The 20,178-nt window shown below is 64.0% G+C and carries 21 protein-coding genes; 4 read left to right on the forward strand and 17 right to left on the reverse strand.

The genetic code is table 11. The features are described 5' to 3' along the window. Window positions 1-85: 85 nt before the first annotated feature. A complete protein-coding gene (locus ACQ4WY_RS19795; protein ID WP_436505483.1) occupies window positions 86-538 on the forward strand; it encodes a DUF192 domain-containing protein in 453 nt (150 codons plus the stop codon). Between the two features lie 166 nt (window positions 539-704). Here ACQ4WY_RS19795 and rpsT read toward each other — a convergent pair whose 3' ends face one another. Next, on the reverse strand, window positions 705-971 hold the full coding sequence (gene rpsT / locus ACQ4WY_RS19800) for a 30S ribosomal protein S20 (RefSeq protein WP_010395935.1): 267 nt from the start codon (window positions 969-971) through the stop codon (window positions 705-707). A gap of 308 nt (window positions 972-1,279) precedes the next feature. Between rpsT and murJ the strand changes: the two genes are divergently transcribed. After that, window positions 1,280-2,827 (forward strand): murein biosynthesis integral membrane protein MurJ, encoded by a 1,548-nt coding sequence (gene murJ / locus ACQ4WY_RS19805; protein WP_436505484.1) that lies wholly within the window; start codon window positions 1,280-1,282, stop codon window positions 2,825-2,827. Window positions 2,828-2,902: 75 nt separating this feature from the next. Here murJ and ACQ4WY_RS19810 read toward each other — a convergent pair whose 3' ends face one another. The 12 genes from ACQ4WY_RS19810 to gspG form a co-directional block, all read right to left on the reverse strand. Next, window positions 2,903-3,400: an FxDxF family PEP-CTERM protein gene (locus ACQ4WY_RS19810; RefSeq protein WP_353658372.1), complete on the reverse strand. Its 498-nt coding sequence runs from the start codon at window positions 3,398-3,400 to the stop codon at window positions 2,903-2,905. A gap of 223 nt (window positions 3,401-3,623) precedes the next feature. Next, window positions 3,624-4,271: a type II secretion system protein gene (locus ACQ4WY_RS19815; protein ID WP_436505485.1), complete on the reverse strand. Its 648-nt coding sequence runs from the start codon at window positions 4,269-4,271 to the stop codon at window positions 3,624-3,626. Between the two features lie 5 nt (window positions 4,272-4,276). Further along, window positions 4,277-4,669: a type II secretion system protein gene (locus ACQ4WY_RS19820; RefSeq protein WP_436505486.1), complete on the reverse strand. Its 393-nt coding sequence runs from the start codon at window positions 4,667-4,669 to the stop codon at window positions 4,277-4,279. A 3-nt stretch (window positions 4,670-4,672) separates the two neighbouring features. Further along, window positions 4,673-5,155 carry a type II secretion system protein gene (locus ACQ4WY_RS19825; protein ID WP_436505487.1) on the reverse strand — a complete coding sequence of 161 codons (483 nt, stop codon included), beginning with the start codon at window positions 5,153-5,155 and terminating at the stop codon, window positions 4,673-4,675. Further along, window positions 5,152-7,173 carry a secretin GspD/PilQ domain-containing protein gene (locus tag ACQ4WY_RS19830; RefSeq protein ID WP_436505811.1) on the reverse strand — a complete coding sequence of 674 codons (2,022 nt, stop codon included), beginning with the start codon at window positions 7,171-7,173 and terminating at the stop codon, window positions 5,152-5,154. The genes ACQ4WY_RS19825 and ACQ4WY_RS19830 overlap by 4 nt, the downstream gene beginning before the upstream one ends. After that, window positions 7,173-7,694, reverse strand: a complete 522-nt coding sequence (locus ACQ4WY_RS19835) for a hypothetical protein (protein WP_436505488.1) — start codon at window positions 7,692-7,694, stop codon at window positions 7,173-7,175. Before ACQ4WY_RS19835 ends, ACQ4WY_RS19830 begins: the two co-directional genes overlap by 1 nt. Then, on the reverse strand, window positions 7,691-8,266 hold the full coding sequence (locus ACQ4WY_RS19840) for a hypothetical protein (protein ID WP_436505489.1): 576 nt from the start codon (window positions 8,264-8,266) through the stop codon (window positions 7,691-7,693). Before ACQ4WY_RS19840 ends, ACQ4WY_RS19835 begins: the two co-directional genes overlap by 4 nt. Beyond that, window positions 8,263-8,811 carry a ubiquitin family protein gene (locus ACQ4WY_RS19845; RefSeq protein ID WP_436505490.1) on the reverse strand — a complete coding sequence of 183 codons (549 nt, stop codon included), beginning with the start codon at window positions 8,809-8,811 and terminating at the stop codon, window positions 8,263-8,265. Before ACQ4WY_RS19845 ends, ACQ4WY_RS19840 begins: the two co-directional genes overlap by 4 nt. Further along, window positions 8,808-9,626: a hypothetical protein gene (locus tag ACQ4WY_RS19850; RefSeq protein ID WP_436505491.1), complete on the reverse strand. Its 819-nt coding sequence runs from the start codon at window positions 9,624-9,626 to the stop codon at window positions 8,808-8,810. The genes ACQ4WY_RS19845 and ACQ4WY_RS19850 overlap by 4 nt, the downstream gene beginning before the upstream one ends. Next, on the reverse strand, window positions 9,619-11,316 hold the full coding sequence (locus ACQ4WY_RS19855; protein ID WP_436505492.1) for a GspE/PulE family protein: 1,698 nt from the start codon (window positions 11,314-11,316) through the stop codon (window positions 9,619-9,621). Before ACQ4WY_RS19855 ends, ACQ4WY_RS19850 begins: the two co-directional genes overlap by 8 nt. Then, window positions 11,313-12,518, reverse strand: coding sequence for a type II secretion system F family protein (locus tag ACQ4WY_RS19860; RefSeq protein WP_436505494.1), 1,206 nt, complete (start codon window positions 12,516-12,518; stop codon window positions 11,313-11,315). Before ACQ4WY_RS19860 ends, ACQ4WY_RS19855 begins: the two co-directional genes overlap by 4 nt. A gap of 38 nt (window positions 12,519-12,556) precedes the next feature. Continuing rightward, on the reverse strand, window positions 12,557-13,000 hold the full coding sequence (gspG, locus tag ACQ4WY_RS19865) for a type II secretion system major pseudopilin GspG (RefSeq protein ID WP_353658382.1): 444 nt from the start codon (window positions 12,998-13,000) through the stop codon (window positions 12,557-12,559). Window positions 13,001-13,265: 265 nt separating this feature from the next. Between gspG and ACQ4WY_RS19870 the strand changes: the two genes are divergently transcribed. Next, on the forward strand, window positions 13,266-13,637 hold the full coding sequence (locus tag ACQ4WY_RS19870) for a protease inhibitor I9 family protein (protein WP_436505495.1): 372 nt from the start codon (window positions 13,266-13,268) through the stop codon (window positions 13,635-13,637). A gap of 6 nt (window positions 13,638-13,643) precedes the next feature. On the opposite strand, the gene ACQ4WY_RS19875 is transcribed toward ACQ4WY_RS19870, so the two are convergent. From ACQ4WY_RS19875 to ACQ4WY_RS19890, 4 genes are all read right to left on the reverse strand, one after another. Continuing rightward, complete coding sequence (locus ACQ4WY_RS19875) at window positions 13,644-14,321, reverse strand: LuxR C-terminal-related transcriptional regulator (protein ID WP_436505497.1); 678 nt, start codon at window positions 14,319-14,321, stop codon at window positions 13,644-13,646. Then, window positions 14,318-15,022 carry a winged helix-turn-helix domain-containing protein gene (locus tag ACQ4WY_RS19880; RefSeq protein WP_436505498.1) on the reverse strand — a complete coding sequence of 235 codons (705 nt, stop codon included), beginning with the start codon at window positions 15,020-15,022 and terminating at the stop codon, window positions 14,318-14,320. Before ACQ4WY_RS19880 ends, ACQ4WY_RS19875 begins: the two co-directional genes overlap by 4 nt. A 185-nt stretch (window positions 15,023-15,207) precedes the next feature. Continuing rightward, entirely contained in the window at window positions 15,208-15,846 is a 639-nt protein-coding gene (locus tag ACQ4WY_RS19885) for an NF038129 family PEP-CTERM protein (protein WP_436505499.1), read from the reverse strand. A gap of 10 nt (window positions 15,847-15,856) precedes the next feature. Then, window positions 15,857-18,871 (reverse strand): ExeM/NucH family extracellular endonuclease, encoded by a 3,015-nt coding sequence (locus ACQ4WY_RS19890; RefSeq protein WP_436505500.1) that lies wholly within the window; start codon window positions 18,869-18,871, stop codon window positions 15,857-15,859. A gap of 449 nt (window positions 18,872-19,320) precedes the next feature. Between ACQ4WY_RS19890 and ACQ4WY_RS19895 the strand changes: the two genes are divergently transcribed. Continuing rightward, window positions 19,321-20,130, forward strand: coding sequence for a PEP-CTERM sorting domain-containing protein (locus ACQ4WY_RS19895; protein WP_436505501.1), 810 nt, complete (start codon window positions 19,321-19,323; stop codon window positions 20,128-20,130). Window positions 20,131-20,178: the final 48 nt, after the last annotated feature.

Consider the following 20,178-nt stretch of genomic DNA (forward strand, 5'->3'; position numbering starts at 1 on the left):
CGCTTTCGGTACGGACAGGCAGCACGCTTGACCGGGCAGCCGCCAGCATGGCTTAATCGCCGCTTCGCAGCCACCGTCCCGCCCCATGAAAAATTCCCTACGCCATCTCAGCCTGTCTATCGCCCTGCTGGCGTGCACCAGCATTGCCCAAGCGCAAACACCGCAAGGCAAGAGCTTGCAACTGTCGGCTGGCATGCATTTGATTCAGGCGGAAGTGGCCGCCACGGAAGAGCAGCGCGAACAGGGTTTGATGTACCGTGAAAAGATGCCGGCCAATGCGGGCATGCTGTTCGTCTTTGGCAACCCATCGACGCAATGCATGTGGATGAAGAACACGCCGCTGCCCCTGTCGGTGGCTTTTATCGATGCCAGCGGCAAGATCGTCAACATCGAAGACATGCAGCCACACACGCTCGACAGCCATTGCTCGACCAGGACCGTGCCCGTGCGCTATGCGCTGGAAATGAACCTGGGCTGGTTCAAGCAAAAGAACATCAAGCCAGGCATGAGCATCGGCAACCTGCCGACGGCGCGGTAGGCCGTGGCCGCTGTCCAGCGTGGACACGGCCGCAAAAAAACGGAAAAGAAAACGAAAAAAACGCGAAAAAACCCGCCAGAATGAATCTGCGGGTTTTTGCTTTTCAACCAGTGCCAGCGTACCGGCACAGGCAAGGCCACCGTGGTGGCTTGCCTGCTGGCGAATATTAAGCGGACAGTGCTTTCAAAGCAGCTGCCAGACGGCTCTTATGGCGAGCTGCCTTGTTTTTGTGGATGATCTTCTTGTCAGCGATACGGTCGATGGTCGACACGGATGCTTGGAAGATTGCAGCAGCAGCTGCCTTGTCGCCGCCCTGGATCGCTTTGCGAGCAGCTTTGATAGCCGTGCGCAAGGTCGAACGTTGGGACGAATTGTGTGCGTTTTGCTTAACTGCTTGACGAGCGCGTTTGCGCGCTTGTGCGGTATTTGCCATGGAATTTCCTAAAACAGGGTCAAAGTGCGTTTGCAAACATTAGTGTTTGCCAACCGGTGCGTTCTGTGCGTCTGCCGAACCATGTGTGCCAAACCAGTGCCTGTCAAACATTAGTGTCTGCGTAACAGAATTCTGTACAGCCTTCGATTATAGCGATATTTTCAAGCGGGGGCAAATCAAAAAACCGTGTGTGACGCCAAAAAGACCTGAAAATGGGGCTGGCAAGGGCGAATTGGCAGCGAATCGGCAGCGTTTGTTACCATATTTTAAGCGTTTAACGGTACCCCGTCCGGCTATAATCTGCCCCCATGAACTTGCTTAAAACCCTCGCCGCCATTTCCAGCATGACCATGCTGTCCCGTGTAACCGGATTATTGCGCGAAAGCCTGTTCGCGCGCGCCTTTGGCGCCGGCGCCTACACGGACGCCTTCATTGTTGCCTTCCGCATCCCCAACCTGTTGCGCCGCCTGTTTGCCGAGGGTGCCTTCTCGCAAGCCTTCGTGCCGATCTTGTCTGAATACAAGAACCAGCATGGCCAGGAAGCCAGCAAGCGATTGGCCGACCATGTGGCCACCACCCTCGTCTGGGCTACTTTGCTCGTATCCGCCATCGGCATCGTCGGCGCGCCATGGTTCGTCTACGCCATCGCCACGGGCCTGTCCAAGGACCCGGGTGCTTTTGACGCGGCCGTGTGGATGACGCGTCTGATGTTCCCTTATATTACTTGCATGTCCTTCGTGGCCCTGGCCGGCGGCATTTTGAATACCTGGCGCGAATTCAAGATTCCCGCATTTACGCCGGTGCTGCTGAACCTGTCGTTCATCGCCGCCTCGCTGTTCCTCGCACCGCACTTGAAACAGCCGATCTACGCCATGGCCATTGCCGTGTTCGCCGGCGGCCTGCTGCAAGTAGCCATCCAGATTCCCGCGCTGATCAAGATCGGCATGCTGCCGCGCCTGTCGATCAATCCCGCCATCGGCTTGTCCGACGGCGGCGTGCGCCGCGTGCTGAAAAAGATGGGGCCGGCCGTGTTCGCCGTTTCGGCAGCGCAGATCAGCCTGATGATCAATACCAGCATCGCGTCGCGTCTGGCCGAGGGCAGCATTTCCTGGCTGTCGTATGCGGACCGACTGATGGAGTTTCCCACCGCCATGCTGGGCGTGGCCCTGGGCACCATCTTGCTGCCCAGCCTGTCGAAGGCAAACGTCGATGGCGACAAGACGGAATACTCGGCCCTGCTGGACTGGGGCTTGCGCCTGACTTTCCTGCTGGCCCTGCCCGCCGCCGTCGGCATGGCAACCCTGGCCACGCCGCTGATCGCCACGCTCTTTCACTACGGCAAGTTCACGGCCGAATCCGTGACCATGTCGACAGAGCCGCTGGTGGCCTACAGCCTGGGTTTGATCGGCATCATTTTGGTAAAAACCCTGGCGCCCGCGTTTTATGCGCGCCAGGATATCCGCACGCCCGTGAAAATCGCCATCGGCGTGCTGATCGCCACGCAGTTGATGAATCTGCTGTTCGTGCCGTATATCGCCGTGGCCGGTCTGGCCCTGTCGATCGGCCTGGGCGCCTGCCTGAACGCCACGTTTCTCTACTGGGGCTTGCGCAAGCGCGGCATCTACCAGCCGAAACCGGGCTGGGCCAAGTTCTTCCTGCGCCTGCTACCGGCACTCATCGTGATGGGTGGCGTGGCCTATTTTGGCGCCATGCGCATCGACTGGATCGCTATGCAAGCCCATCCGCTGTTGCGGGCCGGCGCGCTCGCCCTGGTGGTGGCCGCGTGCGGCGTGGCGTACTTTGCAACGCTATTTGCAGTAGGCTTCCGCTTCCGCGATTTCAAACGCCACGCGTAGCGATCGCGCATCTAGTCATGCAGTAGAAACAAAAAAACCCGCCTCGGCGGGTTTTGACATTCTGGCTAACGAAAATCAAACAGCTTTGCGGGCGCGGCGACGTGCGGCGAAGCCGACCAGCGCCAGGCCGCCCAGCAGCATGCCGTAGGTTTCAGGTTCCGGCACCGGCAAGGCCGATACTGTGCCCACGTACTGGCCATTCTGCAAACCGGTCAAGCCCGAAACGTGCACCTCATAGGTGCCTGCCCCCAAGGAACCAGCCCAGCTCAGGCTTTGGATACCGGCCACCGACGTCAGGGTCAGGTCGCCATAGCCCACCAGGGTAGCGGCGAAATTGCTGATCGCGCCTTCGGCAACGGAAAACGTTTGCAATGCGCCAAACGACGCCGACGATGGGGTCAACAGTTTAAAGGTCCACAAATCGTCGACCACCGAATTGGCGGCGAAATTGGTGGTGATCGATGCCCGCGTATCGAAGCCGCTCGGATCCAGGATACCCAGATTGTAGGTGGCCGCCGATGCGCTGAACGATGCTGCAGCCAGAATGCCTGCCGCGATAAATTTCAATTTCATAAATTATCCCTTAAAAGTAATTTATGGCCGCCAGGTGGGTCAGCCATCGCTTTAGTACTGAAAGTACCAGCCACAATGGTAGCATAAAGGCATCAAATTAATTGTAATTATTTTATTGAAATTGCATTTAGGATAATTATTTCTGTCATGAATTGGTTGCGTGCATAGAGCAATTTCCTAAAGAAAATAGTTCTCTCTATATCGTTTTACCATCGACTTATGGTTACGGCGGATTGGGGGCCTCCTGCTGCACGCCGGTCCCTTCCTCCGGCTCCACCGCCTCGGGCGCCGATGGTTCGGGCGCTGGCGCGGCAGGATGCGGTGCCGGAAACAACGCTGACGGTGCGGCGGAGGGCGGCGCGACGGCGTCTGCCGGCACCAGGGCCAGTCCCGCCGGCGGCACGGGTCCACCGGTGACAAACTGCCACTCGGACAGGTGCGACTTGCCTTCGAACCCCGTGAAGCGAGCTTCGAAATTGCCCACTTTTAAAGGCTTGGACGACGACAGGCTATGCACGCCGATGATGCCCTGGCTGCCGGGCTGGTACAGCAAGCCCCACTCGGCGCGTCCCGTGATGGGGTCCACATACAGCTTGCGCAAATGGCGGCGCACCTGCGGAAAGCGGGGGTCGCGCAGCAAGGCGGCCAAGGTCGGCGGATGCTGCGGCTGGCCAGCTGGCGTGGCGCCCGCATAGCTCTGCAGCGCATCGACAAACTGCGCGCCGATGTCGAGCAATTCCTGCTCGGCAGCTTGGCGCTGCAACAGGGAGCCCATCTTCAGACCAGCCGCGCCCACGAGGCCCAGGATGGCCACCAGGATGATCAGCCCCAGATAAGTAAAACCGCGCTGGCGGCGCGCAGAACGATGCACGGCCGCTACCAGTCGGCGAACGGCGTGCCGCTGCGGTCCTTGCCGGGCGCGCCGCTCTTCACGTCATACACCAGGCCCGGCGTGTCGTCGGGCGGCGGCACGATGACCCAGCTGGCGTCGCTGTCCGTGATGGGATCGATGGGCATGGCGCGCAGGTATTTCTTTTCCACCAGTTGCTCGATGGAATCGGGATAACGGCCCGTATCGCCGTGGAACTGGTCGATGGTCGTGCGCAGGTTGCGCAAGTTATCTGCCAACACGGTTTCCTTCGCCTTGTCGAGGCTGGGAAAGTAACGGGGCACGGCCAGGGTCAGCAGCAGCGCCACGATGCCGAGCACCACCAGCAACTCGATCAGGGTGAAGCCGCGCGCGCGGGCAGGATGGGTTTCAGCAGCCATGGTTCACCATAGACGGTAAGGCACGTTGTTCAAGCCAGTCTTGCCGGACGTGCAATACACATCGTAGACATCGTCGCCCTCGCGCGGTTCGGCCGCTTCGCTGGCGTAGCTGCGCTTGCCCCACGTTTGCGCATCGCTCAGGCCCGCGTCCGCGTTGAACGGGTCGCGCGGCACGCGGCGCAGGAAAAACAGCTTGCTGCGCTTCGGGTTGCGCTGGTCCGGCACGCCTTCGACCAGCAGTTCCAGGCTTTTCGGGTAGCCGCTGGCATCAGGCGCACGCAGGATGCGGCCCTCGTCGCCGGCCCGTTTATAGGCATCGAGCCCCTGGCGTATCTCGCGCAGCGCGCGCCGCAATTCCTGCTCCTGGCGCCGCTGCACCGTCACCTGGGTGACGGGGATCACCAGGGTGGCCAGCACGCCCAGGATGGCCAGGGTCACCAGCAGCTCGATCAGGGTGAAGCCCCCCTGCCCATGCGCCAGTCTCATTTGGCGGGCGGCGACGCCACCGGCACCGGCTGGCTCGATGACAGCGGCAGGGGCTGGCCAGCCGATATCGGCAAAGGCGACGCGGCCGGCTCGGGCGACGGCGACACTTCCGGCGCGGGCACCGTTTGCGGCAATGTCTGCGGCAAGGTCGATGGCACCTGGCCCGGTGCCATCAGCGGCTGCGCCGGCGCCGGCTGCATGCCGACGGCGGACGGTCCGGAACGCACGATCACCGTACCCGGCATCTGCGTGGGCGCCTTGGCCGCCATGTCGGGACGGCGGCGGAAGCTGCCTTCCGTTCCGGCAGAGAATTCCGACTCCTTCGCTTCCGGGCGCTGCACCGTGCGCACCAGGTGCGGCGTGATCGACAGCACGATTTCCGTCTTCTGACTGTCGTCCTTGCTGCTGCCGAACAGGCGTCCCAGCACGGGTATGTCGCCCAGGCCCGGCACCTTGTTGCCCGAGCTGCGCTCCTCATTGTTGATCAGGCCAGCCAGCACCTGGTTTTCGCCATCCTTCAACTGCAGCATGGTCGACGCCTGACGCGTGCCGATCTGGTACAGGGTCGAGCCGCTCCTGGTGATGGTGGCCGCCCCCAGGTTGCTCACTTCGAGCGAGATGCGGATGCCCACTTCATTATTCAAATAGATGGTCGGCTCGGCGTTCACCGTCAGGCCCACGTCCAGGTAGCTGATCGACTCGGAAGCAAAGCCGCCCGTGCCCGGCGAAATGGTGGTGGTCACCACGGGCACCCTGTCGCCGATGACGAATTTCGCCTTTTCCCGGTTGCGCACGCGGATGCGCGGGTTGGCCAGGATGTTCGCGTCGCCGTCCGTCTTGTTGACATTCGCCGTCACGGACAGGTCGCTCACGCCGATGCTGCGCTGGTTCAGCTTGTTCAAGTCACTGATGGTCAGGCCTATCCCGCCCGAGGTGGAAAGCGGCGTGAGGGTCAGGCTCGATGGCCAGGCCACGCCCAGTTCCAGCAGGCGGCTGCGCTTGACTTCGAGGATTTCCAGTTCCAGCACCACTTCCGCCTCGGGCACGTCCTGCAGCGCGATCAGGCGCTCGGCCAGGCGGATCGCCTCCGGCGTGTCGCGCACGATGACGAGGTTAAGCTTTTCATCGGCCACCACGTCGCGCGTCTTCAAGATGGTCTTGAGCGTGTTGGCGACCTGCTTGGCGTCCGCGTTCGCCAGGAAGAAGGTCTTGACCAGCACTTCCTGGTATTCCTTCAGCTTGGCCGCCACGTTCGGGTAAATCAAGATCGTGTTCGCATCCATCACCTGCTGCTCCAGCTGATTCGTCACCAGCAGGAAGTAGACGGCCGATTCCACCGTGCTGTTTTTCAGGAAGATCGAGGTTTTCGCGTCCGCCTTGACGTCCTTGTCGAAGACGAAGTTGAGGCCGGAGCGGCGCGCGATCAGCTCGAACACCTGTTTTAACGGCGCGTCGCGAAACTCGATGGTGATCGGCTGCTTGTACGATTTGGCCAGGCCCGACTCCACTACGGGCGGCGCCGTCTTCTCGTCGACTTCGCGCAGCAGCGCGCGCGCGCCGCCGTGATTCGGCTGCTCGGTGAGGATGGCGTTCAGGCGCTGGCGCGCCGGATCGTAGCGCTTGGCCTCGATATCTTTCTGCGCTTCGGCCAGCAGCTTGGCCTGGCGCTGCTCGCGTTCAAGCGCGCGCAAGCCGCTGATGGCGCGCTCATTCTGCGCATCGATTTCCAGCACACTCATGAAGGAGGCGCGCGCCAGCTCGCCCTGCCCCGCCTGCGCCTGGCGCTCGGCCTGCTGCAAACGGCTGCCAGTCGCCCGTTCGCGCGCCTGCAGATAGGCGCTGCGGTATTGCGCATTGCCGGGGTCCTGCTGCAGCGCTTCCTGCAGCTTTTGCAGGCCGGCCGGGATTTGATCTTGCGCAAGCAGCTCGCGCCCGTCGCGGTATGCCTGCTGCCCGGCGCAGCCTGACAGCACCAGCAGCAGCGCCAGCAACGGCGCCGATGAAAAGGAACGAGACATCACTCGAGTACTCCAATGTTGAGCTGCTGAACCTGGTTCAACGGCAGATAAGTGAGCGTCATGACGGGCGGCGCGATCGTCACGACCTTGTAGGCGCCATCGATGACGGTATTGGCGCGCACGATATACGTCTTGTCGGCGCGCGACAAAAACACTTCCCAGGCGCCATCGGCGGCCGCCTTGCCCAGGTAGACGAAGGGCAGCGGTGGCGCCATCGGCGGAGGTGGCGGCGGCGCGGCCGTCAGCGCCATTTTCGGCGGCGGCGGATTCCAGTTCTGGCTCTGGAAGACGCCATCGGCGCCGCCAAAGGTTTCGCCCTCCTCACCCGCCACCTCGCTGCGCGGCAGCAGGGCCAGGATGGCCGGCTGCGCGGATGGCTGCTTGACGGCCGCATGGCGCGCGGGCGCGACGGCCCGCTCGACGGCTTCGGCCACCTCGGCCACGGGCTGGCGCTCGCCCCACAACAGCAAGGCACCCGCGCCCAGCACGCCGGCCAGCATGAGACTATGGCGCGGGGTCATGGCGCCTCTCCCGCGTTGTCGGACAAGCCATCGGTCAAATAAAAGGTCAGGCGCAAGCGCGCTTCGAGTTGCGTGTCGGCGATCTGCTCGCGGCGAAAACTCAGTTCGTCGAGCGAGGCGAAGGGGGCGGCGCGCAGCGCCTGCAGCGCGAACTGCCACACGGCCGCATAACTGCCCTTCAGCGGCAAGGTCACCTGCCAGGTGGCGACCCTGCTGGCCTTGTCGTAACCGCTCTTGTATTCGCCTTGCGCCAGCAGCAAACCGTTTTTCGCGGCCAGGTCGAACAACTGCTTGACCTGTTGCTCCGCGTGACGCTGCGGTCCCAGGGCAGCATAAAAGCGCGCCAGGTTCTCGCTGGCCGTCGCCCCTGGCGCCGCGGCCGCCACTGCCAGCGATGGCACGGGCAAGGGCCGCGCTTCCAGCTGCGCCGCCACGGCCCGCTGCTGCCAGGCCCAGACCCAGGCGGCCGCGCCCAGCGCGAGGAGGGCCACGGCCAGGCAGGCGGGCGCGCCCAGGCGGCGCAACAGCAGTTGCACGCGCAGGCGCAAGAGGCTGATGTCGATGGCCATCATGGCGTGCCCCAGCGCGCTTCAAGCTGGAAGCGCAAGGGTTTGTTCGGATCGAGCGCGTTGATTTCATGGCGCAGCAGCTGCACACGTGCGCCGAAAAGTTCCTGCTGCTTCAATTGCGCGATGTAGCCCACCATGGCATCGCTGCCCGTCGTCTCGGCCGTGATCTTCAGCACGCGCTTGCGCGCGTCCGGCTCCAGCGCCAGCAGCGCGATGCCGGGCGGCGTGGCGCTCGCCAGCGCATCCTGCAAGTCGCGCCACGGCAGGTTCAATTGCAGGATGGCCGCGTTCACGGCTGCCGCCTGCGCGGGCGCGATAAGCACTTGCGGTGGCGGCGCCGGCCCCTGCGTGGCGGCCATCACGCGCTGCTGCGCCAGATGCCAGCGTGCCTCGCTTGCCTGCTGGCGCTGCAGCGCGGCGCTGCCGCTGTACGCCGCCGTGACGGTCAGCGCCACGCCCAGCGCACCAACGCACCATGCCCACGCGGGCATGCGGTGCAGGCTGCGGCGCCAGTTGGGTGGCGCGAAATCGATATCGAGGCGCGTCATGCCACGCCTCCGCTGCGGGCCAGCCGGGCGGCCGGCGACAAGGCGCCATCCCCGTCTGGCGTCGAGAATATCTGGCAGTGAAACTCTTTCGCCGGCGCCAGCCAGCCCGCTGGCGGCGCGCCGCACAGCTGCAGCAGCGCCGGTGCGGGCACGCCTTGCAGCAGCGCTTCGCGCGCCAGCATCTGCTCCAGCCAGCCATGGCCGGCGTCTGGGGGAACGGGCAGCGCGCGCACGGCGCGCAGGCGTCCATCGTGCCGCACGCCTAGGGTCAAGGCGTCCTCCTGCAGCTGGCCAAACCAGGCGCCCGGTTTCAGCGCGCCATGCCAGCGGTTCCAGTGGCGCGCAAATTGCGGCGTAATAAAAATCAGGGCCAGCTTGCGTGCGGCCGCCACGCGCGTCAGCTGCGCCAACAGCGCACGCGGCACGGCGCAGGAAAACGGCGCGCGCGCATCCCAGGCGCTGCTGCTGTGCCACAGGCTCGGAGGATCGCCATACAGCGACTGGAAGCGCAGCGCGGCGGCCGCCTCGATATCGGCCAGGCGCGCGGCGCCTTGCGGCATGTCCACTTGCCACAGGCGCGCCAGCCCATCGTCGAGCACCACGGACAGGGGCCAGCCCGCGTACTCGCTGGCTGGCAGCAACTGCGCCAGCGCCTGGCCCAGGGCGGCAAAATCGCCATGCAGCGTGTCATCCGGCACATACGCGGCTTCGCCCAGCAAGGTCCAGGCGGGCGCACGCCAGCGGCTGCTGCGCCACAGGCTCACCTTGCCCGCCGCCACGCCCAGGCGCAGCCCTAGTCCGTAACCTCTACGCATGCAGGGTGACCCTCTTGATTTCCGTGATGGTGGTGGCGCCCCGCTTGACCAGTTCCAGCGCCGCCAGGCGCAGGCTGCGCGTGCCGTTCGCATACGCGGCCACCTTGATCTGGCGGATCGGCTTTTTATCGACGATCAGTTCGCGGATTTCATCGGTCAGCACGAGAATCTCGGCGATCGAGCGGCGCCCCTTGTAGCCCGTGCCGCGGCAGTCGCCGCAACCCTTTCCCTGCTTGAATTGATAGCCTGCCACGTCGGCGCGCGCCAGGCCCACGCTGGCCAGCTCAGCATCGTCAGGCGTGTAGTCGGTGGCGCAATGGGGGCAGTTGGTACGGATCAGCCGCTGCGCCCAGATGCCGTTCAGGGCCGAGACGAACGCATACGGATCGATGCCCATGTGGGTAAAACGGCCAAACACGTCGAAGACATTATTCGCGTGCACGGTGGTGAGCACCAGGTGGCCCGTGAGGGCCGATTGCACGGCGATTTCCGCCGTCTCGCGGTCGCGGATTTCACCCACCATGATTTTATCGGGGTCATGGCGCAGGATCGAGCGCAAGCCCTTGGCAAAGGTCAGCCCCTTTTTTTCATTGACGGGGATTTGCAAGATGCCGGGCAGCTGGTATTCGACGGGGTCTTCGATGGTGATGATCTTTTCGCGCCCGTTATGGATTTCCGTCAGCGCCGCATACAGGGTCGTCGTCTTGCCCGAACCCGTGGGGCCGGTGACGAGCAGCATGCCGTAGGCTTCCTGCGCCAGCGCGCGCAGAGCTTGCAGCGACGGCGCGTCAAAGCCCAGCGCTTCGAGGGTCAGGGCGCCATACGCCTCGATCATGGCGCGCTTGTCGAGGATGCGGATGACGGCATCCTCGCCATGGATGCTGGGCATGATGGAGACGCGCAAATCGATTTCGCGCCCGCCCGATTCGACGCGGAAGCTGCCGTCCTGCGGCACGCGGCGCTCGGCAATATCGAGTTCGGCCAGCACTTTCAGGCGCGAGATGATGTGTTCGGCCACTTCGATGCCGTTGACGGACGTGGCGTGATCGAGCACGCCGTCGACGCGGTACTTGACGGCCAGGCCGCCGGCCGTGCTTTCCAGGTGGATGTCGGAAGCGCCCGCCTTCAGCGCATCATATAAGGTCGAGTTGACCAGCTTGACGGCGGGGCTGGCCGCTTCCGAGACGCTGGCGAACGACAGCACGGCGGCCGTCTTGCCGTCGCGCCGCGCATCGGTAGCTGCGCCGGGCAGAAGGCTGTCGACAGCGCGCGCCGACTCTTCCTGCTTCGACAGGTAGGCGCCGATGTCGGCCTGCAGCGCCAGGCGCACGTTCAAGGCGCCCTGCCCGGCGCGCGCACTGAGCCAGGTTTGCAGGTCGAGGTCAAAAGGGTCGGCGATCACGCCCACCAGCTGACCGTCGGCGGCGCGCAGCAGCACGCTGTGGCGCGCCAGCGCCTGCGACAGGGGCAGCACATCGAAAGCGGGAGACAAGGCCAGCATGTCGGCCGTCTCCAGCACGTCCAGGCCGAAGGGGCGCGCCAATTCGCGCACCACGGCGCGCGCCTCGATACCGCTCAACTGCTGCAATTCCTCGACCAGGCTGCGCTTCGATTGCCGGCACAGGACGCGCGCGCGCTGCAGCAGAGAAGGGTCGATGGCCACGGTGGGCACGGATTCGGTTTGCATCATGAAATGTCGCCGGCCAGGTCAAAGATGGGCATGTACAGCAGGATCACGATGGCGCCCACGACCAGGCCGATGGCAGCCATCAGCAAGGGTTCGAAAGTGCGCGTAAAACGGTCGATCCAGCGGCTGATTTCGCCGTCGTAAAAGGCGGCCGACTGCGTCAGCATCGGGCCCATGTCGCCCGTGCGCTCGCCCACGCGCAGCATGCGCAGGGAAATGGGCGTCGTCAATTGATGCTGCTCGAAGGCCGAGGACAGGGGCTGGCCCGCCTCGATGGCGCCGCGCGCCTGTTGCAACGACGCCTGCATGCCCGGCGAAACCATCGCCTGCACGGTGGCAATCGCCTGCACGATGGTGATGCCGCCTTCTGCCAGCATGCCCAGAGTCAGGTACAGGCGCGACAGTTCATAGATGCGCACGCGCTCGCCGATGCCGGGCAACTTCGCCAGCAGGCGCGCCAGGCCGCCATGGCGCAGCGCGCGCCGCACGGCCGTGAACACAACGCCGCCGGTGATAAGCAGCCCGAGCAACAGCAGCAAGCCATGTTCGGTGACGAACTGGCCCCAGCTGAGCATCACTTGCGACATCCACGGCAGCTTGCGCCCGGCACCCTGGTAGACCTCGGCAAAACGGGGCACCACATAACTGATCAGGAAGGCGCTGACGCCGCCGCCCACGGCCAGCAGGATGGCGGGATAGATGGCGGCGCTGACGATCTTGCCACGCACCGTATCGATGCGCTGCTGGTAGTCGATGTAGCGCGACAGCGCGCGCGGCAAGTCGCTGGTGCCTTCGGCCGCCTTGACGATGCCGATATACAGAGGGGGAAACAGTTCGGCCTGCTCCGCCAGCACGGCGGAAAAGCGCTTGCCTTCGCGCAAGCCTTCCAGCAGGCGCGTGAGCACGCTGCGCGTGGCCGGCGACGCTTCCTTTTCCAGCAAGGCTTCCAGCGCTTCCACGATGCCCAGGCCCGCACTGAGCAAGGCCAGCAATTCCTGGCTGAACAGCAGCAGGGGCAAGGCCCGCGCGCGCTGGCGCCCGGCCGCGCTGAACGGCGTGGCCCGCAGCGGACGGATGGCACTGACGAACAGGCCGCGCGCCTCGGCCTGGCGGCGCGCGTCGGCTTCGTCGCGGCCGTCGATCACGCACGTGTGCAAGGTCGCTACTGCCTGGTCCGTGGAAAGCGCGCGTACTTCAAACTGCATGATGGCGTATCCGTAACGAAAGAGTGGGCGCGCTGGCCTTATTGCGAGCTGATGTCGGCATTCTCGCCGCTGCCGCCCGGCTGGCCATCCTTGCCCATCGAGACGATGTCATAGTCGCCCTTGCTGCCCGGTGCGCGGTATTGATAGGCATGGCCCCACGGGTCGAGCGGCACGGCCTTTTTCAGGTAGGGACCATTCCAGCGCGTGCCGGCGGCGGGCGGCGCGGCCAGCAGCGCGGCCAGGCCTTCTTCCGTGGTGGGATAGCGCCCCACGTCGAGGCGGTAGGTATCGAGCGATTTTTCAAACGCCTCGATCTGCGCCTTGGCCACCGTCACTTCGGATTTGCCCAGCTGGGCGAAATATTTGGGGCCGACATAGGCCGCCAGCAAGCCGATGATCACGATCACGACCAACAGTTCGAGCAAGGTAAAGCCGCGCGCATGGCGCGTTGCCGCAAGGTTCTGCCTGTGTGCTGCATGCATCCGCTAACTCCTTCTTGCCTACCTTCAATACATTGCCACCATGTGCGCCGCTGGTGGCCGCGCACAGGCGGCGCGCGCCTGCCTGATGCATAGCAGGCTACCATGCCGCTTATGGTTAATACAATCTTTTCTTTGTACTGAAAACAACAAAATTCCGGGGGAAACCATCGCATCTGCACTAACGCAAGTCGCGCGCCACCCGCCCTGCCGCCGGCGTACAATCAGGACACGAGCGGCCATCGCGCCGCCTGCCGAAGGAGTTTGCATGTCTGCAATCCGCTTGAGCCTTGCCATCCTGGCCGCTGCCAGCGTGTTGCCTGCCGGCGCGTCGGCGGCGGCGGCGCCGCAGCGACAGCCATACATCGTAGAACTGCGTGTGGAACCTGGCCCGCAGCGGACACCGCCACCTGACGCAGTGCAGCGGGAAGCGAGCCAGCGCGCCGTGCTGGCGCTGGTGCCCGATGCCACGGTGCAATACCATTACACGGCCGCGCTGCACGGCTTTGCCGCCCTGCTGACGCCAGCAGAAGTCCAGCGCCTGCGCGCCAGCCCCCTCGTCGCGCGCGTGGCGCCCGGCACCGAGGATCAGTTCAACGGCGGCACGCACAAGGCCAGTGCCCCCCAGCCGCAGCGCTAAGCGGCATCAGGCGGCCAGCAGGCGCAGCGCGATACCGCGCGAGACGGCTTGCGTGCGGTTGCTCACACCGAATAATTTATAGATGCGCTGCAAATGGCTTTTCACGGTCCCGCCGCTGATGCCGAGGATTTGCCCCACCTCCTCATTGCTCTTGCCGATACTGACCCAGTGCAGCACTTCCAGCTCGCGCGCACTGGCCGCGCGCGCCGCGCCGGCGGGAGCGGCCTGCATGCCGTCCGGCAACGCCAGCCAATGCAGGTGCAGGTAGGGCAGCAGCAATTCCAGCACATACGCCTGGCGTGCCGGGTCCGGCCGGGAGGCGCAGAACAGGGCAAAAAAACTGCCTCCGCCCGCGGCCGCACTACCATGCACCAATACCCCGTCGATGATGGCCACGCGCCGCCCGCCTGCACGCCAGGCTTGCGCCAGACGCGCTACCTGCCCCAGGCGCGGATCGCTGAGCGCCTGCACCTCGTCCTCGGCAAGTACCGCGCTATGCCAGGCCGCGCTGCGCACCACCGCGCCATCGGCGCCCAGCTGCGCGCAGACGAGGACGGCATGCGGCAGCAGCGCCTGCAGCGGCCCCTGGCTCCACAGAAAGAAATCGCCGGGCACGGCGATGCCATGCGCGCCGAGTATGGCGTTCAGCAGGTATTCCTGCTCCCGCCCCGTCAGCAGCATCATGCGCACACAGCGGCGTCATACGCCAGGTAGCGGTAGCCGCTGCCGCGCACGGTTTCGATGCGGTGGCCGCAGCCGCCCGGCTGCAGCGCCTGGCGCAAGCGTCCCACGTGGGCGTCGACCGTGCGTTCGTCGAGATACACGGCATGGCCCCACACCTGGTCCAGCAGTTGCGCGCGGCTATGCACCGTGCCCGGATGATCCATGAGGAAATGCAGCAGCTTGAATTCCACGCGGCCCAGGCTGACGGGCACGCTGCCTGCTGTCACGCGCAAGGTGTACGGGTCGAGGCGTAAGGCAGCGCCGGCAGTGGCGGCGCGCAAGGCCGCTGGCGTGCGCCTGCGCAGCAGCGCGTGCACGCGGGCCAGCATTTCACGGGGGCCAACAGGTTTACACAGATAATCGTCGGCGCCGCTATCCAGCGCCAGTACCTTGTCCTGTTCGCTGTCGCGCGCGCTGAGCATGATGATGGGCAAGTCGCACAGCGCGCCATCCTGGCGCACCTGGCGCAGCAGCGCGATGCCGGACGCATCCGGCAGTTCCCATTCCAGCAGCAGCACGTCGGGCGGGTCGGCCGCCAGCACCGCCAGTGCGCCGCGCGCATCCAGGGCACAACTGACACGGTAACCGGCGCCCTCGAAGTTATGCGCCAGCAGCGCTTGCATGGCGGGCGCAGGGTCCAGCACCAGGATATGGCCAGGCATCGATGCATCTCCCGAAAAAAGTTGGCGGCAGTCCACGAAAAACTAGACTGCCCGACAAGTTTTTTACTATGCATCAAGCGTAAAACGCTGACCAATACAATTTAGTTTCCTGATTTATAGCTATTTCAAATAAATAAACAAAAAACACAGCGGGCCATGAGCGCGCTGTGTCCAGTCTGCAAAGACTACGCTGACGTGACAGCTTGACGGCGGCGCATGGCAAAACCGATCAGCGCCAGGCCGCCCGTCAGCATCATCCATTCCGACGCTTCGGGCACGGCCGAGATCGTGGCGATGCTGGCGTAGCTACTGCCCGTAATGCTGGCGGGCAAGCCACCATTGAGCGGGGTCAGTTCGAATTGCAGCAAGTTGCCATTCGCATTGCCCAGGTAAGCCATGCCGGTATAGTCGAGCAAGCCCACGCCAAACGTCGTGCCCGTGTTGCCGGCCGTATTCAGGAAGTCGCCGCCAAAGACAATATTGAAGCCGAACTTGCCGCCCAGGGTCACGTTGTGAAACCAGTCGTTATAGGCGCCGCTGTTGCCGAAGGTTAAGGTACCGGGCACGCTGCCGCTGACATTGCCTTCGAGCGATTCCAGCGCGCCAAAGGCACCCGAGAAATTGCTGAGCACGGCGCTGGCGCCCGGCGCCGGGCTGTTGCCGGCAATAAAGGCGAAATCGAGGAAACCGGCGCCCGAGAACTGGCTCGTGTCGATTTCCACGCGGTAGCCGAGCGGGTCCGCCAGCGCCAGGCTGGAGCTGGCAGCCAGCACGGCGGCCAGGATGGCGCGGCGCAGGGACGGATGGAGTGTCGTTGTCAACATGATGGTGTCCTTAGAAGTTGCCGGCGTAGATGCTGGCGGAATAGGTAATCGTCACTTTCGACGGATTGGTGAAACTGACGGAAAACGAGGCCGTCGCGCCCGGCGCCAGGCTGGCCGCGTTGACCGTGACATACGCGGCGCCCGCATGGCTGCCCACGGCATTTGCCAGGGTCACGCCGGCCGGCAAGCCGCCAAACACCACCTGAAACGGGCCGGCCAGGGCAGTCGTGCCCGTGTTGGTGAACGAGAACGTACCCGTGTACTTTTGCGTCACGCGGTTGTAGGTCAGGCCCGAACTGGCTTGCGCCACGCCGGCCGTGATATCGCGGTAAGCGGGCTGCAAGTCCAGGCTGATGACGACGGGATCGTGGTCCGAGGCGCGGTAGGGCAAGGCGTTGTACAGGTCTTGCGGCTTGGCCGAGTCGATGTTGTAGTCGATCACTTCCGGCTCGTCCGCATTCACATGCCATTCGGCGACGCCGGCCACTTGCGGGCTCAGGCTGGCACTGGCCAGCGCATGGTCGAGGTAGCCGCTCTGGCCGCCAAACACGTACGAATACGGCATGCCGGACGGCCGCACGAAGCGCTCGAGTTCATTGACGAAGCCGGCGCCCGTGATGACCTGGATCGGGTCTTCCGCGCCATACGAATTGAGGTCGCCGATGACCAGCACGTCCGCGTCGCTGGCAGCGGCCGCCACCTGCGGCACGAAGCTGCCTACCAGCCGCTGGGCTTGCTGCACGCGGGTGGCGTTCCAGCAACTCTGGCTATCGTTCTGGTCAGCGTCCAGTCCGCTCGAGGGGCAGCTACCCTTGGACTTCAGGTGGTTGACGATCAGCGAGAATTTCTCGCCATTGCTCGCAAGAAAAGTTTGCGCCATGGGCGGACGGTTGTTGATGGCATTGGCATCCGACAAGGCACCGCCCACCAGGCCCAGCTTGGCTGGCTTGTAGATCATGGCCACGCGGATGGCGTCCGTGCCAGTGGCGGCCGGCTTCGGCACCACGGCATACGTGACGCCGCCGATGGCCGCGTTCAGCTGCTCGACGAGGTAAGTAACGGCCGTTTCACCATTGTTCTGGATTTCCATCAAGCCCACCACGTCCGCATCGATGGCCTTGAGCTCGGCCACGATCTTGTCGCGCTGGCGCTCGAACTCGGCCAGATTGTCGGCGCCGCGGCAATTGCTCTTGGTGGTCGAGGCGCCCACGGTACAGCCCTGCCCCGTCTGGCCAAAGACGTTATTGCCATTGGTAAAGGTCGTAAAGAAATTCAGCACGTTGGCGCTGGCCACCTTGACGTTGCCGGATGGCAGGTCCGGGCTGCCCGCGCGCGGGTTGTCGCGCGAGAACTGCGGCGCTTGCGTCGGCTGCAATTTGTATGCGGCGCCGCCACCGCCGATGGCGCCAAAATCCACCACGCCCGTCAGGTCGGCCACCGTGTCGCCACTGCGCACGGTGCTCTCCTGGCCGAGGTACGGAATGGTGGGCGGTGTGACGAAAATGCCATCATCGAGCACGATCAGGTTGTTCGCATTGGCGGCGATCAGGGCTTGCGCCTCAATCGAGCCAGCCGGATGGCGGTTGGTCGGCACTTCGCGCCGTCCCGCCGACAGGGTCAATTCGCCGCGCGCGCCCAGGTAGGCGTTTTGCGACACGGTCAAAGGTTGCGTAAAGCGCACCAGCATGCCTTCGACGGCGGCCAGGTTCTCGTTCGGCAGAGTCACATTCGTCGGCACGACGCTGTGGCCCGCGCTTTGCGTGAGGATGGCCGTCACGTCCTTCAATTCCGTATAGGAATTTTTCGCGCCCGAGGGCGTGTACTCGAACACCGTGCCCGTCACGCGCACCAATTCGCCCGGCTGCACGGTGGTGGCCGTCGCGCCCGTGTACACGAAGATGCCGTCCGACGTCGACGGATCGCCATCGCCGGCCACATCCTGGATAAAGAAGCCGGTGCCAACCTTCAGGGTAACCACGCCCTGCGTCGTTTGCACGGAATTGGCGTACGGGCTGGCAGCGCCGCTGCCCTGTATCTGCGGAATCGTGTGGCTGACGGCGGCCAGGCCTTGCACGGCGACGTCGATCTTGCAGCTGGCGCTTTGCTGCTGGTCGTTGCTGAAATTCACGATGACAGGGTAATTACCCACCGGCACGCCGGCGGCCACCTGCAAGCTGACCATGGCGCTCTCGCCCGCCACGCCGGCCGCGCTGAAGTTGGCCAGGCTGATGCCGGCCACGGCCGGCGAGCTCAAGATAGCGGCGTTCACGACGCCATCCACGTCGGATGCCCGCAGCACGGCGCTGCCGCCATTGCCTACCGCCAGGGCCAGGCTGGCCGGGCAGCTGGTGACGATCTGATGCGCGACGGGGCCGCCACAGACGCGGCGTTCAGAGGCGGTATTGCGCGGCGTCACGCTGCTGGTGGCGAAATCCGCGCTGTTATCGTCCGTGTCGCCGCAGCCGCCATTCGCGCGCACAATCGACAGGGTATTCGAAGGCGCGGGCGCCACGGCGCCTTCAAAGCCGTTGGCCGTGCCGAAGCCGACCAGGTCGATGACGGCGGCGCCCGTGGGGCTGGCGCCCACCTGGGCCGTCGTGCTATTACTTAGCAGTACCTTGCCCGTCGTGCCGGACAAGGCCAGGCTGCCCGTGGCGTCCGGCGTGGGCAAGTCTTGCGTGCCGCCCGTGCCCTTGGCTTGCTGGACCAGCAAATATTGGCCAGCTTGCAAATCGATAGCCGGCAAGGCCGTCACTGACCAGCTCGTATTGGCGGCGGCGCCGTACTGCACGCTCCAGTTGCTCAGGTTGATGGGGCTGGCGCCGCGGTTGAACAGCTCGATGAAATCGTTGCGGTACACGGACCCCGTGTTGCCGCCGCCCCCATACACCTGGCTGATGACGACGTCGGAGGCAGCCAGGGCTGGCAGGGACAGGCTGGCCAGTACGGCGGCCATGACCGTCAGGCGCAAGGGGTTACGCAGGGATAAGGGGGAAACGGACACGGCGGCAAGGTGGGAATTCATGGTTTTCCTGGTCAGTAAGATGACACCAACCCGGGCAGGCGCTGGCAGGCTATGCTTGACATAATGATGACGAACTTGTGATTTGAATATTAAACTGGCCGCATGACGAGTTGATGACATTTCATTAAGCTGAACGGAGTAACGCGCAGCAAGGATCCACGCTGGCAGCCGCATGCCGACAGTCTCCTTTCAACAACGCCTGGCTTTGCACAGCAATCCCGGTACGTACTCAGCCGCACAATATGATATAATTCAAACAAATAAGTTTAGTTCCTGACAAGGAATTAAATGGCGACACCAGACCCAGTAGCGCAGGCCCCATCCATGCCTGACCTTGAAGTGCACGCCCGGCCTTGCTCGCAACAGTAGCCTGGACGGGAGTGACAACAATCGCATGTGGATACACGCGTCGAGCAACGCCCCCTTCCATGCTTTTTGAGAGATCGATCATGCCAACAGCAAATTTCACGCCAGCCTTGTCCCGTCCCTTGCTGCTGGCCGCAGCATTGATGCTGTTCGGCGCCAGCGCCCAAGCGCAAACGGCCCCGTCTGAGCAAAAGAATGAAAAGAATTGCCAGGCCAGCACGCAAGGCGCGAATGGCAATGCGAAAGATGCCAATCTGAACGGCACATACAGCGCCTGCAGCCTGGCCAACGGCTTCATCGGCCTCAGCAATCACATCAGCGACGGCAAGAACAAGACACCGGAATTTGACGGCAACATGTCCGACCAGGAATTCCGCAACGTCCCATCGGCCGACAATACGCACCGCCTGGCCACGCGCCAGTTGCCTGCAGATACAGACGCCGGCGAGCCGCGTCAGACGCTCGCCAGCAGCGACCGCAACTATCGTTTTGCCACGCGCGATTTCGTCGCCTCCGAAGAAAACCATCCCTTCGATGACGCCGCCGGATACCGCGGCTCGGGCCGTTTGTACAATCAGACCCGCAGCGACGACACGACTGCGCCACTGATCTTCTCGTCGTCGCTTGGCGAAGGTTTGCCTGCCACTGGCGGTGGCGTTGGCAGCGGCGGCTCGGGTGGCGGCTTCACAGGCGGCAGCATCATCCCCGTAACGCCGAACACTCCGGTCGTAACGCCGGACACTCCGGCCGTAACGCCGAACATTCCGGCCGTGACGCCGGACATTCCGGTCGTGACACCTGAAATTCCAGCCGTGCCGGAGCCGGAAACCTATGCCATGCTGCTGGCCGGACTGGGCCTCGTCGCCCTGGCGCGCCGCCGCAAGAGCAAATAAGCTTGCGAAATAAGGTTGCAACATGAAAAAAGGCCCGCGAGGGCCTTT

It is taken from the genome of Janthinobacterium salmonicoloratum (assembly GCF_051380845.1).
GTDB classification, from domain to species: domain Bacteria; phylum Pseudomonadota; class Gammaproteobacteria; order Burkholderiales; family Burkholderiaceae_D; genus Janthinobacterium; species Janthinobacterium lividum_F.

Bases quoted from the DNA above. Each gene is read 5' to 3' on its own strand.
- ACQ4WY_RS19795 (WP_436505483.1), top strand. From the start codon at position 86: ATGAAAAATTCCCTACGCCATCTCAGCCTGTCTATCGCCCTGCTGGCG.
- rpsT (WP_010395935.1), bottom strand. From the start codon at position 971: ATGGCAAATACCGCACAAGCGCGCAAACGCGCTCGTCAAGCAGTTAAG.
- murJ (WP_436505484.1), top strand. From the start codon at position 1,280: ATGAACTTGCTTAAAACCCTCGCCGCCATTTCCAGCATGACCATGCTG.
- ACQ4WY_RS19810 (WP_353658372.1), bottom strand. From the start codon at position 3,400: ATGAAATTGAAATTTATCGCGGCAGGCATTCTGGCTGCAGCATCGTTC.
- ACQ4WY_RS19820 (WP_436505486.1), bottom strand. From the start codon at position 4,669: ATGGCTGCTGAAACCCATCCTGCCCGCGCGCGCGGCTTCACCCTGATC.
- ACQ4WY_RS19825 (WP_436505487.1), bottom strand. From the start codon at position 5,155: ATGAGACTGGCGCATGGGCAGGGGGGCTTCACCCTGATCGAGCTGCTG.
- ACQ4WY_RS19830 (WP_436505811.1), bottom strand. From the start codon at position 7,173: ATGTCTCGTTCCTTTTCATCGGCGCCGTTGCTGGCGCTGCTGCTGGTG.
- ACQ4WY_RS19835 (WP_436505488.1), bottom strand. From the start codon at position 7,694: ATGACCCCGCGCCATAGTCTCATGCTGGCCGGCGTGCTGGGCGCGGGT.
- ACQ4WY_RS19840 (WP_436505489.1), bottom strand. From the start codon at position 8,266: ATGATGGCCATCGACATCAGCCTCTTGCGCCTGCGCGTGCAACTGCTG.
- ACQ4WY_RS19845 (WP_436505490.1), bottom strand. From the start codon at position 8,811: ATGACGCGCCTCGATATCGATTTCGCGCCACCCAACTGGCGCCGCAGC.
- ACQ4WY_RS19850 (WP_436505491.1), bottom strand. From the start codon at position 9,626: ATGCGTAGAGGTTACGGACTAGGGCTGCGCCTGGGCGTGGCGGCGGGC.
- ACQ4WY_RS19855 (WP_436505492.1), bottom strand. From the start codon at position 11,316: ATGATGCAAACCGAATCCGTGCCCACCGTGGCCATCGACCCTTCTCTG.
- ACQ4WY_RS19860 (WP_436505494.1), bottom strand. From the start codon at position 12,518: ATGCAGTTTGAAGTACGCGCGCTTTCCACGGACCAGGCAGTAGCGACC.
- gspG (WP_353658382.1), bottom strand. From the start codon at position 13,000: ATGCATGCAGCACACAGGCAGAACCTTGCGGCAACGCGCCATGCGCGC.
- ACQ4WY_RS19870 (WP_436505495.1), top strand. From the start codon at position 13,266: ATGTCTGCAATCCGCTTGAGCCTTGCCATCCTGGCCGCTGCCAGCGTG.
- ACQ4WY_RS19875 (WP_436505497.1), bottom strand. From the start codon at position 14,321: ATGATGCTGCTGACGGGGCGGGAGCAGGAATACCTGCTGAACGCCATA.
- ACQ4WY_RS19880 (WP_436505498.1), bottom strand. From the start codon at position 15,022: ATGCCTGGCCATATCCTGGTGCTGGACCCTGCGCCCGCCATGCAAGCG.
- ACQ4WY_RS19885 (WP_436505499.1), bottom strand. From the start codon at position 15,846: ATGTTGACAACGACACTCCATCCGTCCCTGCGCCGCGCCATCCTGGCC.
- ACQ4WY_RS19890 (WP_436505500.1), bottom strand. From the start codon at position 18,871: ATGAATTCCCACCTTGCCGCCGTGTCCGTTTCCCCCTTATCCCTGCGT.
- ACQ4WY_RS19895 (WP_436505501.1), top strand. From the start codon at position 19,321: ATGCCAACAGCAAATTTCACGCCAGCCTTGTCCCGTCCCTTGCTGCTG.